Here is a 14,717-nt window from a genome sequence, read left to right as displayed (position 1 = left end):
ACATCATCGCGGCGAACCTCGATTTCTGGCTCAACAAACTGCAGCCAGAGCGTCTACCCACGCACTTCGAGATTCTGTGCACGCACAGCAAGAGAGAGCCAACACCAATGTCCACCCGCTCGAAGATCATCTACACCTTCACCGACGAAGCCCCCGCGCTGGCCACTTATTCGCTTCTGCCTATCGTGGAAACCTTTGCGGCCTCAGCCGACATAGCCGTCGAAACCAGCGACATCTCTCTTGCAGGGCGCATTCTTGCAAGCTTTTCCGACCGACTGGACGCCGACAAGCGAATCGAGGATGACCTCGCCAAATTGGCGGTCCTGGCTACCAATCCAGAAGCCAATATCATCAAGCTGCCCAACATCAGCGCATCGATTCCCCAGCTGCGCAATGCCATCGCCGAACTGCAGGCACTGGGCTACAACCTTCCAGACTTCCCGGAAGAACCGCAGACCGACGCTGAAAAAGACGCACGCGCCCGTTACAGCAAGGTGCTGGGAAGCGCAGTAAACCCTGTCCTGCGTGAAGGCAATTCGGATCGCCGCGCACCTGCAGCCGTCAAGGCATTCGCACGCAAGCACCCCCACTCCATGGGCAAGTGGAGCAAGGCCTCGCAATCCCATGCCGATTACATGCGCGGCGGCGATTTCTTCTCCAGCGAACAGTCCGTCACCATGGAGAAGGCCGGTGACGTGCGCATCGAATTCGTCGGCAAGGATGGCCAGATCGAGGTCAAGAAGCAGCTTTCCCTGCTGGAAGGTGAAGTACTCGACGGCATGTTCATGAGCTGCAAGAAGCTCCGAGCGTTCTTCGAGGACACCCTGCAGGACTGCAAGGAAACCGGCGTAATGTGGTCCCTGCACGTCAAGGCCACCATGATGAAGATCTCCCACCCGATCGTCTTCGGCCATGCCGTCAGCGTTTACTACAAGGAAGTATTCGACAAGTACGGCAAGCTGTTCGAAGAGCTGGGCGTCAACCCGAACAACGGCATCAGCAGCGTTTACGACAAGATCAAGTCCCTTCCCGCCTCACAGCAGGAAGAAATCCTCGACGACATTCATGCCTGCTACAGCCATCGTCCCGAAATGGCCATGGTCGACTCGGTCAAGGGCATTACCAACCTGCACATTCCCAGCGACGTCATCGTCGATGCCTCGATGCCTGCGATGATTCGCAGCTCCGGACAGATGTGGGGCAAGGACGGCAAGCTCAAGGACACCAAGGCGGTGATGCCGGAAAGCACCTACGCCCGCATCTACCAGGAGATGATCAACTTCTGCAAAACCAATGGCGCCTTTGACCCAGTCACCATGGGCAGCGTACCGAACGTCGGTCTGATGGCGCAGAAAGCAGAAGAATACGGCTCCCACGACAAGACCTTCGAGATGAACGCCGATGGCACCATGCGCGTCGTGCTCGCCGATGGCACCGTACTGATGCAGCATGAAGTCGAGAAAGGCGATATCTGGCGCGCCTGCCAGACCAAGGACGCGCCGATCCGCGACTGGGTCAAGCTGGCCGTCACCCGTGCCCGCCAGTCCGACACCCCGGCAATCTTCTGGCTTGACCCGGAGCGCGCCCACGATCGCGAACTGCAGAAGAAGGTCGAGACCTATCTGCAGGAACATGATCTGAGCGGCCTGGACATCCGCATCATGGGCTATAACGAAGCCATCCGCGTCAGCATGGAACGCATGAAGCGTGGCCAGGACACCATTTCGGTGACAGGCAACGTGCTGCGCGACTACCTGACTGACCTGTTCCCGATCATGGAACTGGGCACATCAGCCAAGATGCTGTCCATTGTCCCGCTGATGGCTGGTGGTGGTATGTACGAAACCGGCGCCGGTGGCTCGGCTCCCAAACATGTCCAGCAGCTGACCGAAGAGAACCACCTGCGCTGGGATTCGCTCGGCGAGTTCCTGGCTCTGGCCGTTTCTCTCGAAGAGACCGGAATCAAGACGAACAACCCCAAGGCCAAGCTGCTCGGCAAAACCCTGGATGCCGCCACCGGCAAGCTGCTCGACAATAACAAGTCGCCTTCGCGCCGTACCGGTGAGCTGGACAACCGCGGCAGCCACTTCTACCTGGCGCTCTACTGGGCACAGGAACTGGCGAACCAGACTGAAGACCTTGAGCTGCAGGCGCATTTTGCTCCTCTGGCGAAAACGCTCGCGGAAAACGAGCAAACCATTGTCGCCGAGCTCGCCGCCGTACAGGGCAAGCCAGTGGATATCGGCGGCTACTACCGCTCCAACCCAAAACTGACCAGTGAAGTCATGCGCCCCAGCGCAACCTTCAATGCCGCACTCGCTGCATTGGTCTAAACCGTCGTCCGACGCCTGACGGCGTTACGGCAAACGAAACCCCAGCCCTGCGCTGGGGTTTCGCGTTTCAGGCAGACTTCATTGCTAGCATTCCATTACTCAATGACCAACAGGCACCTCCATGACCTGGCATCCACACATCACAGTCGCCACCATCGTCGAGCATAACGGCCGCTTTCTCCTGGTAGAAGAATCCCAGGCGGGCCAGCCGGTACTGAACCAGCCCGCCGGACACTTGGAGCCCGATGAAACCCTTCGACAGGCAGCAATACGCGAAACCCTTGAAGAAACAGGCTGGGAGGTGGAGCTGAGCGCTGTGGTCGGCATCTACCTCTATACTGCTCCCAGCAACGGTGTGACCTATCAGCGCGTCTGTTTCGCCGCCCGCCCCGTCCTTCATCATCCACAGCGCCCACTGGACAGCGACATCCTTGCCACCCATTGGCTGAGCCGAGACGAGCTAGCCACCCAGCCGGAGCGCTGGCGCAGCGAGCTGGTGCCGCGCTGTATTGACGACTATCTTGCCGGTCCGCTGCACAGCCTGGATGTGGTACGTGAGCAGCGACCTTAGCCTTTGCCTTCGTCAAGCTGTAGAATTTCGTGTTTTTGGCAGCCAGCTACCGAGATCCCATGTCTGATCCAGCTCTCCAAGCCCCCGAAACCCTGCGCGTCATAGTCGGCATGTCCGGCGGCGTCGATTCCTCGGTTTCCGCCCTGCTCCTGCTCGAACAGGGTTACCAGGTCGAAGGCCTGTTCATGAAGAACTGGGAAGAGGACGACGGCACCGAGTACTGCACCGCCCGAGAAGACCTCGCGGACGCCCAGGCCGTCTGCGACAGGATCGGAATCAAACTGCACACGGCCAACTTTGCAGCCGAGTATTGGGATAACGTATTCGAGCATTTCCTCGCCGAATACAAGGCAGGCCGAACGCCGAACCCGGACATCCTCTGCAACCGTGAAATCAAGTTCAAGGCATTCCTCGACTATGCCCTATCTCTCGGCGCCGACCTGATCGCAACGGGGCACTATGTTCGCCGCCGCGATATCGACGGACGCTGCGAACTGCTCAAGGGCCTGGACCCGAACAAGGACCAGAGCTACTTCCTCCATGCCGTAGGCGGCGAGCAGCTGAGCAAGACCCTGTTTCCCGTTGGCGAGCTGGAAAAACCGGAGGTACGAGCCATCGCCGAAAAATACGGCCTGGCCACAGCGAAGAAGAAGGACTCCACCGGCATCTGTTTTATCGGCGAGCGTCGTTTCAGTGACTTTCTCAAGCAGTACCTGCCGGCCCAGCCCGGCGCCATCGAGACCATTGATGGCGAGGTCATAGGACGCCATCACGGCCTGATGTACCACACCATCGGGCAGCGTCAGGGCCTGGGTATCGGCGGCTTGAAAGATGCTGGCGACGAGCCCTGGTACGTCTTGAGCAAGGATCTGGAGCGCAACGTACTGATGGTCGGCCAGGGCAATGACCATCCCTGGTTGTTCGCACGCGCCCTGTTTGTATCAAACATCTACTGGGTCAACCCTGTCGAAACGACTGTACCGCTACGCGTCGCGGCCAAGGTGCGCTACCGCCAGACTGATCAGGCCTGCCGGCTGGAAAAGACCAATACAGACTATCGGGTCGAGTTCGATGAGCCTCAGCGTGCCGTGACGCCCGGTCAATCGGTAGTGTTCTATGACGGTGAAATCTGCCTCGGTGGCGGGGTGATCGAAAGCGCTGAACCCTGGTTTGACGGAGTTCGCTCATGACCCCCTTGCAGGAGCAACTGATTGCACTCGGCGCGGTATTCGAGGCTGCAACCCTGGTTGACCGGATCGCGCGAACTGGCCAGGTCCCCAATGCCTCTCTGGCCTGCATGTTCGAGAGCCTGCTGGTACGTGAGAACAAGCCGGTAGTGGAAATTTACGGCGGCGATGACCTCAATCTGCGCGACGGTTATCGCGCGCTCGCCAGCGCACTGGAGCGCGACACCAACAGCCTGCAGCGTGAACCCCTACGCTATGCGCTGGCGATGATTGGGCTGGAGCGGCAACTGGACAAGCGTGGCGACCTGTTGCAGGTAATCGGCAGTCGCCTAGACCAGATCCAGCAGCAGGTCGAACATTTCGGGCTGACCCATGAAAATGTCGTCGCCTCCTTTGGCGGCCTGTACCAGGACACCATCAGCACCTTTCGTCAGCGCATTCAGGTGCAGGGCGACATGCGTCATCTCCAGCAGACCGACAACGCTGCGAAAATCCGCGCACTGCTGCTCGCCGGTATCCGCTCGGCGCGGCTCTGGCGCCAGCTTGGCGGGCATCGCTGGCAACTGGTTTTCAGCCGCCGCAAGATGCTTGACGCGCTCTACCCGATGTTACGGCCCGAATAGCCACGAGCATTCGAGCCGACCGCCTTCGGTCGGTCGAGTTGCTTTCGTGTATAATCTGCGCCCTCTTTTCGTTGCTCGACTGCCTGAGAATGCCTTCTATGCAGCTTTCCTCGCTCACCGCGGTTTCCCCCGTCGATGGCCGCTATGCCGGCAAAACCAGCGCCCTGCGCCCGATTTTTAGCGAATTCGGCCTGATTCGCTGCCGTGTTCAGGTCGAGGTGCGCTGGCTGCAGCGCCTCGCTGCCCACAGCGGCATTCCGGAGGTTGCATCTTTCTCTGACGAAGCCAACGCGCTGCTCGACCAGCTCGCCGAGCACTTTCAGCTTGAACATGCCGAGCGCGTCAAAGAGTTCGAGCGCACCACCAACCACGACGTCAAAGCCGTGGAATACCTGCTCAAGGAACAGGCCAAACAGCTGCCTGAACTGGCGAAGGTCAACGAATTCATCCACTTCGCCTGCACCAGCGAGGACATCAACAACCTCTCGCACGCACTGATGCTGCGCGAAGGCCGGGACAGCGTACTGCTTCCGCTGATGCGCCAACTGGCCGAAGCCATTCGTACCCTGGCTGTGCAATTCGCCGACGTGCCCATGCTGTCGCGTACCCACGGTCAGCCCGCCTCGCCCACCACCCTGGGCAAGGAACTCGCCAACGTTGTTTATCGCCTCGAACGGCAGATCGCCCAGGTCGCCGCCGTGCCGCTGCTCGGCAAGATCAACGGCGCCGTGGGCAACTACAACGCCCACCTGTCCGCCTACCCGGACGTCGACTGGGAAGCCAACGCCCGCGAATTCATCGAGAACGACCTGGGCCTGGCGTTCAATCCCTACACCACCCAGATCGAGCCGCATGACTACATCGCCGAGCTGTTCGATGCAGTGGCGCGTTTCAACACGATCCTGATCGATTTCGACCGCGACATCTGGGGCTACATCTCCCTCGGCTATTTCAAGCAGAAAACCGTCGCTGGTGAAATTGGCTCCTCGACCATGCCGCACAAGGTCAACCCGATCGACTTCGAGAACTCCGAAGGCAACCTTGGGATTGCCAATGCAATCCTGCAGCACCTGGCCAGCAAACTGCCGATCTCTCGCTGGCAACGTGACCTGACCGACTCCACCGTATTGCGCAATCTCGGCGTCGGTTTTGCACATAGCGTCATTGCCTACGAAGCCAGTCTCAAGGGCATCAGCAAGCTGGAGCTCAATGCGGCACGCATTGCTGACGATCTCGACAATTGCTGGGAAGTACTGGCCGAGCCAATTCAAACCGTCATGCGCCGCTACGCCATCGAAAACCCCTATGAAAAGCTCAAGGAGCTGACGCGCGGCAAAGGCATCAGCCCGGAAGCGCTGCAGACGTTCATCGCCAGTCTCGATATGCCCGAAGCGGCCAAGAAAGAACTGCGCGCACTCACCCCAGCGAGCTACATCGGCAACGCTGCGGCCCAGGCCAAGCGGGTCTGAGCGACACCCCTTCTTGCACGCCCGGCTGTGCCGGGCGTTTTTTATTACGGCTCTGTTCCGCAGAGCAAGGTACCCGGCATGACTTCCGATATACCCCTGCAAATCCTTGGCGGTATCAGCGCGCGCGAATTTTTGCGTGATTACTGGCAAAAGAAACCGCTGCTTATCCGTCAAGCCATCCCCTCCTTCGAAAGCCCGATTTCGCCCGATGAACTGGCAGGGCTATCCTTGGAAGAAGAGGTGGAATCTCGTCTGGTCCTGGAGCATGGTGACAGCCCCTGGGAGCTTCGCCGCGGTCCGTTCACGGAAGACACCTACCAGAGCCTACCCGAACGAGACTGGACGCTGCTGGTTCAGGCAGTGGATCAGCTGGTTCCGGAAGTATCCGAACTCACCGAACATTTTCGCTTTCTGCCTAACTGGCGCATTGATGACGTGATGGTCAGCTTCGCTGCACCCGGCGGTGGTGTTGGTCCCCATTTCGACAACTATGACGTCTTCCTGCTACAGGCCCACGGTCAGCGTCGCTGGCGTATCGGTCAGATGTGTGACAGCGAAAGTCCGCTGCTTGAGCATGGGGACCTGCGCATTCTCGCCAACTTCCAGGGCACCGATGAATGGGTGCTGGAACCCGGTGACATGCTCTACCTGCCACCACGCCTGGCCCATTTCGGCACCGCCGAAGATGCCTGCATGACTTACTCGGTAGGCTTCCGGGCGCCCAGCGCGGCGGAAGTACTGACGCATTTCACCGATTTTCTGGCGCAGTTCCTGCCCGACGAAGAACGCTACGGCGATGCAGACCAGCTGCCCGTCGAGGATCCTCACCAGATCCAGAGCGACGCACTGAATCGCCTGCGAGCCATGCTCAACGAACATATGGGCGACGAGCGCCTGCTGCTAACCTGGTTCGGCCAGTTCATGACCGAACCCCGCTACCCTGAACGCGTGCAGGGTCCGGATATTGATGAGCAGCAGTTATTCGATACTCTGGCCGAGGGCGCCGTACTGGTACGCAACCTAAGCGCCCGCCTGGCCTGGAGCGAAATTGACCTTGGCCTTCTTCTGTTTGCCAGCGGCCAGAGTCGTCTGCTTCCGGCCCACCTGAAAGAACTGTTGAAGCTGCTCTGCTCCGCCGATGCACTGCACAGCGAAAATCTCGGTCAATGGCTGAACGATGAAGATGGGCGTAATCTTGTGCTGCAACTGGTAAAACAGGGAAGTCTGGAGTTTGCTGATGAGTGAAATAACCGTTCGAATCGCTGACTGGCAACAGGACAATGCAGACCTGCGCCGAATCAGGGAAGCCGTTTTCATTGCCGAGCAGTCGGTCCCCCCTGAACTCGAATGGGACGGTGACGATGAACAAGCCATCCACTTCCTCGCACTGGAAAATGGCTACCCGATCGGCACCGCACGCCTGCTGACCGATGGTCAAATCGGTCGCGTTTCAGTGCTTCGCGATTGGCGTGGCATGAACATCGGCGATGCCCTGATGCGTGCAGTCATTGCCGAAGCCGAACGTCGCGGCCTCAGGGAACAGAGACTGACCGCCCAGGTTCACGCTACAAGATTCTACGAGCGACTCGGCTTCGAAGTCGTAAGCGAGGAATTTCTGGAAGCCGGCCTGCCCCACGTCGACATGCTGCGAAAGAGCAGCTGACCCCGGCATGAGCACGGATGACTCGCTCCCCTCGATGGCAACCGAACTGGCGGCCATCGACTTCAAGTCACCCGGGCGTTACCTCATCAACAATCCACAGCAAGAGCGGGAAACACGCCCCGAGGCCCCCGCAGTAGATGGCAGCGGAACTTTCCAGACGTTCGAGTCACTGCAAGAAGCACAGCTGCATACGCTGGCACTGTTGGCGCAAGCACGGCGTTCAATATGTCTGTACAGCCCCGACCTGGAGCCCTGGCTCTACAACCAGAGCGATATAGTGCAGACATGCGCAAGCTTTCTCCTGGCGCATCCACGCAATCGCTTGCGTATTCTGCTTGCAGATCCAACTCCCGCTGTCAGACAGGGACACAGATTACTGACGCTGGCGCGCCGATTGACCAGCAACATGCAGATCCGCACACTCAATCCCGACCATCCTGCGCACACCTCTGCCTTTCTGGTCGTTGATGAGCGCGGGTTGCTGATACGTCCCGAGCCGGAGCGCGTCGCAGGCTATGCGCTGTACCAGAATCCCGGCCGAGCTCGCGCCCTGCGGCGCCAATTCGATACCGCCTGGGAGTACAGCCTGTCCCATCCGGATCTGCGGGGTTTTCTGCTATGACTTGTCGCCTTCTTGCTCTCGCATCGCTTTTGGTCAGCATGAGCCTCCACGCCGCGACCGAAGTGATTCCACTCAATTTCCGCATGGCTCAGGACATGCTGCCCATCGCACAGTCGGTAGTCGGCGATCAGGGCAAGGTAAACGCATACGGCAATCAGCTGATCGTCAATGCGCCGACCGCGGTGATCACCGAGCTGCGGGAGGTCCTGTCGCAGCTGGACAGCGAGCCCAAGCGCCTGCTCATCAGTGTGGACACACAGGATTCGGCGGCGAGCACAGATAGCGGCTACCGTATCGATGGCTCCGTTATCATCGGCGACACCGAAGTTCGCACGGGGCGTGGTGAAACAGGAGGTCGCGATCAGGTTCGCATCATTCGCCGCAACACCAACAGCCAAGGCAATGGCATTCAGCAGGTGCAGACAACCGAGGGCTACCCTGCCCTCATACAGGTCGGACAAAGCGTGCCTCTCACCACCAACGCCACCGACGAGTACGGTCGTTTCTACCAGCAGACCCAGTATCGCAACGTCACTCGAGGCTTTTACGCCACAGCAACGGTTCACGGGGATCTCGTGCAGATCACCATCAGCAGCCAGCAGGATCGAATGAGCACTTCCAGAGCAGATGTCATCGATATCCAGGAAACCGATACCCGTGTCAGCGGTCGCCTCGGTGAGTGGATTTCAGTCGGTGGAATCGACGAAAGCGCAAACTCCAACCAGAGCGGAATCTTGCGTCGTTATTCAACACAAGGACATCAGGATCTTTCTCTACGACTGAAAGTAGATCGACTGGAATAGCCTGGACAAGTCAGCTAGCTGTCAATCGTCAAAAAATGTAGTGCCGTAAAAAAAGCACTACAAAAGATTTGACGAACACACTTCGACAGAGCATCATTGCCCCGCTCCCGCTAACCAGAGGCCTCGCAAGGGCTTCCGGATCAGACTCAGCCAACCAGCAGAGACGATCCGTGACTGTACTGCCCACAAGGCGGACTGACGAGGTTGCGACTGGAACGAGTCGTCCCGAGGGACGGGGAAGCAATGAACGCATCAGCTCGAAGATGTCAGCCTCTAGACGCAACGACCACCACCGCTGCGTATCGGAATGCCACGATCATTCCACGGTTGCACGCCTTTTCTGATGAGCGTAACTGCACACCCCTCCTCTTGGTTCAATCCTCGCTTCGGTCGGTATTTCGACACTCTGCCGCGTGTTGCCTCGCATGATCAGCGTAAGCACGCAGGTTTCGGTGGGAAAAGTCGGTGCTCAACCAAACACGAATTTCTTTTGAAGGATTGACCATGTCCGCTTATCAAAACGACATCAAGGCAGTTGCCGCTCTGAAAGAAGTAGCTGGAAGCAGCTGGAGCGCTATCAACCCTGAGTCCGTCGCTCGCATGCGTGCTCAGAACCGCTTCAAAACTGGCCTTGAAATTGCTCAGTACACCGCCGACATCATGCGCAAGGACATGGCCGAGTACGATGCTGACTCGTCCGTTTACACCCAGTCGCTGGGTTGCTGGCACGGTTTCATCGGCCAGCAGAAGCTGATCTCCATCAAGAAGCACCTGAAGACCACCAACAAGCGTTACCTCTACCTGTCCGGCTGGATGGTTGCAGCCCTGCGTTCCGACTTCGGCCCGCTTCCGGACCAGTCGATGCACGAGAAGACAGCCGTCTCCGACCTGATCGAAGAGCTGTACACCTTCCTGCGTCAGGCTGACAGCCGCGAACTGGACCTGCTGTTCACTGCCCTGGATGCCGCTCGCGAAGCTGGCGACAACGCCAAGGCGGCTGAAATCCAGAACCAGATCGACAACTACGAGACCCACATCGTACCGATCATCGCCGACATCGACGCCGGTTTCGGCAACCCGGAAGCCACCTACCTGCTGGCCAAGCGCATGATCGAAGCAGGCGCTTGCTGCATCCAGATCGAGAACCAGGTTTCCGACGAGAAGCAGTGCGGCCACCAGGACGGTAAAGTGACCGTTCCTCACGCCGACTTCCTCGCCAAGATTGCTGCCGTTCGCTACGCCTTCCTCGAGCTGGGCATCGACAACGGCGTGATCGTTGCACGTACCGACTCCCTGGGTGCCGGCCTGACCAAGCAGATCGCCGTGACCAAAGAGCCGGGCGACCTGGGCGACCTGTACAACTCCTTCCTGGACTGCGAAGAAATCACCGAAGCCGAACTGGGCAACGGCGATGTCGTGATCAAGCGCGAAGGCAAGCTGCTGCGTCCCAAGCGTCTGCCATCCAACCTGTTCCAGTTCCGTGCTGGCACCGGTGAAGCGCGCTGCGTACTGGACTGCATCACTTCGTTGCAGAACGGTGCCGACCTGCTATGGATCGAAACCGAGAAGCCACACGTTGGCCAGATCGCTGCCATGGTCAACGAAATTCGCAAAACCATCCCCGACGCCAAGCTGGTCTACAACAACAGCCCGTCCTTCAACTGGACGCTGAACTTCCGTCAGCAGGTGTTCGACGCCATGGTTGCCGAAGGCAAGGACGTTTCCGCCTACGACCGCGCCAAGCTGATGAGCGTCGAGTACGACGAGACCGAACTGGCCCAGATCGCCGACGAGAAGATTCGCACCTTCCAGCGCGACGGTTCGGCCCACGCCGGCATCTTCCACCACCTGATCACCCTGCCGACCTACCACACTGCCGCGCTGTCCACCGACAACCTGGCCAAGGGCTACTTCGCCGACCAGGGCATGCTGGCCTACGTGAAGGGCGTTCAGCGTCAGGAACTGCGTCAGGGTATCGCCTGCGTCAAGCACCAGAACATGGCTGGCTCCGACATCGGCGACAACCATAAGGAGTACTTCGCTGGCGAAGCTGCTCTGAAGGCGAGCGGTAAAGACAACACCATGAACCAGTTCCACTAAGGACGGTTTACGGCCTGGCCTTGCGGCCAGGTCTGGTGGTGACCCGAAAGCCCCGGCAAATGCCGGGGCTTTCTGCTTTCAGGGTTCTAGTGTGATCAATCCGTTTCAGGGGAAGTGAACAGTCCCCATGACGATATAAACAAGGCTGCAATCAGTGGCCCGATAACGAATCCATTCAGCCCAAACAGACTCAACCCACCCAATGTAGAAATCAGCACGACGTAATCCGGCATTTTGGTGTCCTTTCCGACCAGGATGGGCCGCAAGATATTGTCGACCAGACCGATCACCAGTACACCGTACAGGGTAAGAATCACGCCCTGCATGATGAGGCCTTTCATCAGGAAGTAGATCGCCACGGGCACCCAGATCACGCCGGCGCCCACCGCAGGCAGTAACGAAAGAAAGGACATCAAGACGCCCCACAACACGGCACTGGGGATCCCGAGTATCGCAAAGATAATCCCGCCTAATGCACCCTGAGTCACTGCCACGACAATATTGCCTTTCACGGTAGCACGCACGACACGGGTGAACTTGCTGAACAAGCGTCTCTTCTGTGTGTCGCTCAGCGGTATCGCGAGCCTGATGCGAATTACCAGTTCACGTCCGTCCCTGATCAAAAAGAAGAGAAGATAGAGCATCAGAAAGAAGCTCAGGACGAACTGGAAGGTTCCCTGTCCAAAGCTGAAGGCCTTGGTCGCCAGAAACTGGCTGCCCTGCAGTGCACCGGAAGAAAGACGTTCCCGAATCTGCTCCCAATCATCAAAACCGAAGCGTTGCAGCTGCGTCTGTAGCGCAGGGGGCAACAGATCTTTCACTCCACTTACAAAGCTTCCAATATCAAGTTCACCGCTCTCTATCTGCTCATATAGCGTCGACCCTTCCTGCACGAGCATCCCCGTGATGAAGATCACCGGCAGCACGGCAACAAGCAGACAAATACTCAATGTGATCAGCGCCGCCAAATTTTGACGATGACCAACGCGGTTATAAAGGCGCCTCTGCACCGGTGCAAAGATGATTGCCAGGATGACGGCCCAAAACACCGCTCCATAGAAGGGAAGCAGTATCCAGCCGAAGGCTATCGACACGACAAGCAACAGAGCGAGAAATACTTTCTGTTCGAGCGTCGAATTGATCATCATGCATCCTGTCGAGGTAGTTGTACCTTTTAGTCAACGAATGCAGGAAGGAGTGCAGGTGAGAGCCGGATGTTGCCGTATGAAGCAACATCCCTGCATCTCACAGAACGACACAAACTAGAGCAGCAACAGGGTCAGAGCACCATGGCTGCGACCCAGCCGAATACGAGCAAGGGCAAGTTGTAGTGGAGAAAGGTTGGCACCACCGTATCCCAGATATGATTATGCTGGCCGTCCACGTTCAATCCCGCCGTCGGACCCAGTGTCGAGTCAGACGCCGGCGAGCCGGCGTCGCCCAATGCCCCGGCGGTGCCAACCAGACTAACGATTGCCAGAGTACTAAAGCCTAGTTCCAGGCCGAGGGGCACGAAAATCGCCGCGATGATCGGAACTGTCGAAAAGGACGAGCCTATGCCCATGGTGACAATCAAGCCGACCAGGAGCATCAACAGCGCACCTACCGCCTTGCTGTTACCAATCCATTGTGCCGACGCATCAACCAACGTCTTAACCTGGCCAGTTTCGCGCATTACTTCAGCAAAACCCGAAGCGGCGATCATGATAAACCCTATCATCGCCATCATTTTCATGCCCTCGGTAAACAGGTCGTCAGCCTCGCGCCAACGCACCACCCCGGAAACCGAAAAAATCACGAAACCCGCCAGCGCTCCGATAATCATCGAATCAAGCCACAATTGAATAGCGAAAGCCGCCACAATTGCCGCACCGGCTACGACCAGAGTCAAGGGACTGTATTGAATGCCAGCCTGCACCGACTCATCGACTTTCTGTAGCCCATAGGCACGCGGCTTACGATAACTGAACACAGCAATCAGTAGGCCACCAACCATTCCCAGCGCGGGAATCAGCATAGCTTGGGTAACTGCAACCCCCGCCACGTCTACCCCACTCTTGGCGACATTGGCAAGCAGGATTTCCTTAAGGAAAATATTTCCAAATCCGACCGGCAGAAACATATAAGGTGTAATCAGACCAAAAGCGAGGACGCAGGCAATCAACCGACGGTCGATCTGAAGCTTGTTCAGAACATACAGCAGAGGTGGAACCAGCAACGGAATGAATGCGATATGTATCGGTAAAATGTTTTGGGAGGAAATAGCCACAGCAAGCAACAAGGCAATCAGCAGCCATTTGATTGCGCCGACACCTTGAGCCTCTCGCTTTCCCAACAAAGTTAGAATTTTGTCTGCCAGCGCGTGAGCCAAGCCACTTTTCCCTATCGCAACAGCAAAAGCACCCAACAGGGCGTACGAGAGTGCAACGGTCGCACCGCCACCCAAGCCTTTGTTAAAAGCTTCCATACTGCCTTCAATTCCTAGGCCTCCCAAGAGTCCACCCGCAATTGCGCCCGCAATCAACGCCACCACCACGTGGACTCTGCACAAGCTGAGAACCAGCATGATCGCCACGGCTGCAACTACAGCATTCATATCATCCCCTTTCGCCACATGGCAGCACTGTTAAAAAGCTGCGTACTGTGCATTACGAAGACGAGAGAGTCAAAGGACACGGACGAGTCACTAGCAGCACAAACGTTATCTCCAGTCTGCACCTGCATTGTAGAAAAAAAGATAAAATGAGTACCTTCGGCCTTGAGGCCTGCCTAAGCAAGTGAGCCAGCAACGTGGAAATATTCAAAGAGTTTACCTTCGAATCGGCACATCATTTACCGCACGTACCTGCGGGACACAAATGTGGACGCCTTCACGGCCACTCATTCCGAGTAGCACTCTACATCGAAGGACAAGTTGACCCGCACACGGGCTGGATACGCGATTTTGGCGAAATCAAAAGTATCTTCAAGCCAATTCTTGAGCGGCTTGATCATAACTACCTGAACGATCTACCCGGCCTGGAGAATCCGACCAGTGAGAACCTCGCAAAGTGGATCTGGCAAGAACTGAAGCCGTTACTACCCGAACTGTCCCGCATTCGTATTCATGAAACCTGCACAAGCGGCTGCGAATATCGCGGAGATTGAGAAAAGCCCGAGCCACCTTCACGCAAACCCACTACCGACTCGCGCGGTACACTGCCGTGCACTCTTTGCAGCAGTTCATTGGCATCTTGCCTAATTAAGCCCCCTATTATTCGAATAAAGAGCTAGCAATCGGCCTACTCCAGGGCCGATATTTCTCTTCAGCAAGTAGAATGAGACCGCAAGGAAAAGCAAACAGTAA

The 14,717-nt window shown here is 57.5% G+C and carries 13 protein-coding genes; 11 read left to right on the top strand and 2 right to left on the bottom strand.

The window, feature by feature from the left end; translation table 11 throughout:
- The first annotated feature begins 107 nt into the window (after positions 1-107).
- From NAV32_RS14590 to NAV32_RS14545, 10 genes are all read left to right on the top strand, one after another.
- Complete coding sequence (locus tag NAV32_RS14590) at positions 108-2,333, top strand: NADP-dependent isocitrate dehydrogenase (RefSeq protein WP_256053524.1); 2,226 nt, start codon at positions 108-110, stop codon at positions 2,331-2,333.
- A 121-nt stretch (positions 2,334-2,454) separates the two neighbouring features.
- Positions 2,455-2,904, top strand: coding sequence for an NUDIX hydrolase (locus NAV32_RS14585; protein ID WP_256053523.1), 450 nt, complete (start codon positions 2,455-2,457; stop codon positions 2,902-2,904).
- Positions 2,905-2,963: 59 nt separating this feature from the next.
- Positions 2,964-4,094, top strand: a complete 1,131-nt coding sequence (mnmA, locus tag NAV32_RS14580) for a tRNA 2-thiouridine(34) synthase MnmA (RefSeq protein WP_256053522.1) — start codon at positions 2,964-2,966, stop codon at positions 4,092-4,094.
- Positions 4,091-4,714, top strand: coding sequence for a high frequency lysogenization protein HflD (gene hflD / locus NAV32_RS14575; RefSeq protein WP_256053521.1), 624 nt, complete (start codon positions 4,091-4,093; stop codon positions 4,712-4,714). Before mnmA ends, hflD begins: the two co-directional genes overlap by 4 nt.
- A gap of 98 nt (positions 4,715-4,812) precedes the next feature.
- The gene (gene purB, locus NAV32_RS14570; protein WP_256053520.1) at positions 4,813-6,183 is read left to right on the top strand and encodes an adenylosuccinate lyase; all 1,371 of its coding nucleotides are present in this window, start codon (positions 4,813-4,815) and stop codon (positions 6,181-6,183) included.
- Positions 6,184-6,261: 78 nt separating this feature from the next.
- Positions 6,262-7,428, top strand: a complete 1,167-nt coding sequence (locus tag NAV32_RS14565; RefSeq protein ID WP_256053519.1) for a cupin domain-containing protein — start codon at positions 6,262-6,264, stop codon at positions 7,426-7,428.
- Positions 7,421-7,846, top strand: a complete 426-nt coding sequence (locus NAV32_RS14560; protein WP_256053518.1) for a GNAT family N-acetyltransferase — start codon at positions 7,421-7,423, stop codon at positions 7,844-7,846. Before NAV32_RS14565 ends, NAV32_RS14560 begins: the two co-directional genes overlap by 8 nt.
- Positions 7,847-7,853: 7 nt before the next feature.
- A complete protein-coding gene (locus tag NAV32_RS14555; RefSeq protein ID WP_256053517.1) occupies positions 7,854-8,468 on the top strand; it encodes a histone acetyltransferase HPA2 in 615 nt (204 codons plus the stop codon).
- Positions 8,465-9,271: a secretin N-terminal domain-containing protein gene (locus NAV32_RS14550; RefSeq protein WP_256053516.1), complete on the top strand. Its 807-nt coding sequence runs from the start codon at positions 8,465-8,467 to the stop codon at positions 9,269-9,271. Before NAV32_RS14555 ends, NAV32_RS14550 begins: the two co-directional genes overlap by 4 nt.
- Positions 9,272-9,775: 504 nt before the next feature.
- Positions 9,776-11,371 (top strand): isocitrate lyase, encoded by a 1,596-nt coding sequence (locus NAV32_RS14545; protein ID WP_256053515.1) that lies wholly within the window; start codon positions 9,776-9,778, stop codon positions 11,369-11,371.
- A 95-nt stretch (positions 11,372-11,466) separates the two neighbouring features.
- Here the strand turns inward: NAV32_RS14545 and NAV32_RS14540 are convergent, their stop codons facing one another.
- Together NAV32_RS14540 and NAV32_RS14535 are read right to left on the bottom strand one after the other, a co-directional pair.
- On the bottom strand, positions 11,467-12,516 hold the full coding sequence (locus NAV32_RS14540; protein ID WP_256053514.1) for an AI-2E family transporter: 1,050 nt from the start codon (positions 12,514-12,516) through the stop codon (positions 11,467-11,469).
- Positions 12,517-12,650: 134 nt separating this feature from the next.
- On the bottom strand, positions 12,651-13,967 hold the full coding sequence (locus tag NAV32_RS14535) for a Na+/H+ antiporter family protein (RefSeq protein WP_256053513.1): 1,317 nt from the start codon (positions 13,965-13,967) through the stop codon (positions 12,651-12,653).
- A 194-nt stretch (positions 13,968-14,161) separates the two neighbouring features.
- Between NAV32_RS14535 and queD the strand changes: the two genes are divergently transcribed.
- Positions 14,162-14,518 (top strand): 6-carboxytetrahydropterin synthase QueD, encoded by a 357-nt coding sequence (gene queD / locus NAV32_RS14530; RefSeq protein WP_256053512.1) that lies wholly within the window; start codon positions 14,162-14,164, stop codon positions 14,516-14,518.
- The last annotated feature ends 199 nt before the right edge of the window (positions 14,519-14,717 follow it).

The sequence above is a fragment of the Stutzerimonas stutzeri genome (genome assembly GCF_024448695.1).
In the GTDB taxonomy this organism is placed as follows: Bacteria; Pseudomonadota; Gammaproteobacteria; order Pseudomonadales; family Pseudomonadaceae; genus Stutzerimonas; species Stutzerimonas stutzeri_T.
This window is presented reverse-complemented; position numbering and strand designations above follow the sequence as displayed.

What these genes read in the sequence shown, in the direction of transcription:
- NAV32_RS14555 (WP_256053517.1), top strand. Translation starts at nt 7,854, where the DNA reads ATGAGCACGGATGACTCGCTCCCCTCGATGGCAACCGAACTGGCGGCC.
- NAV32_RS14550 (WP_256053516.1), top strand. Translation starts at nt 8,465, where the DNA reads ATGACTTGTCGCCTTCTTGCTCTCGCATCGCTTTTGGTCAGCATGAGC.
- NAV32_RS14545 (WP_256053515.1), top strand. Translation starts at nt 9,776, where the DNA reads ATGTCCGCTTATCAAAACGACATCAAGGCAGTTGCCGCTCTGAAAGAA.
- NAV32_RS14560 (WP_256053518.1), top strand. Translation starts at nt 7,421, where the DNA reads ATGAGTGAAATAACCGTTCGAATCGCTGACTGGCAACAGGACAATGCA.
- mnmA (WP_256053522.1), top strand. Translation starts at nt 2,964, where the DNA reads ATGTCTGATCCAGCTCTCCAAGCCCCCGAAACCCTGCGCGTCATAGTC.
- NAV32_RS14590 (WP_256053524.1), top strand. Translation starts at nt 108, where the DNA reads ATGTCCACCCGCTCGAAGATCATCTACACCTTCACCGACGAAGCCCCC.
- NAV32_RS14535 (WP_256053513.1), bottom strand. Translation starts at nt 13,967, where the DNA reads ATGAATGCTGTAGTTGCAGCCGTGGCGATCATGCTGGTTCTCAGCTTG.
- NAV32_RS14540 (WP_256053514.1), bottom strand. Translation starts at nt 12,516, where the DNA reads ATGATCAATTCGACGCTCGAACAGAAAGTATTTCTCGCTCTGTTGCTT.
- purB (WP_256053520.1), top strand. Translation starts at nt 4,813, where the DNA reads ATGCAGCTTTCCTCGCTCACCGCGGTTTCCCCCGTCGATGGCCGCTAT.
- hflD (WP_256053521.1), top strand. Translation starts at nt 4,091, where the DNA reads ATGACCCCCTTGCAGGAGCAACTGATTGCACTCGGCGCGGTATTCGAG.
- NAV32_RS14565 (WP_256053519.1), top strand. Translation starts at nt 6,262, where the DNA reads ATGACTTCCGATATACCCCTGCAAATCCTTGGCGGTATCAGCGCGCGC.
- NAV32_RS14585 (WP_256053523.1), top strand. Translation starts at nt 2,455, where the DNA reads ATGACCTGGCATCCACACATCACAGTCGCCACCATCGTCGAGCATAAC.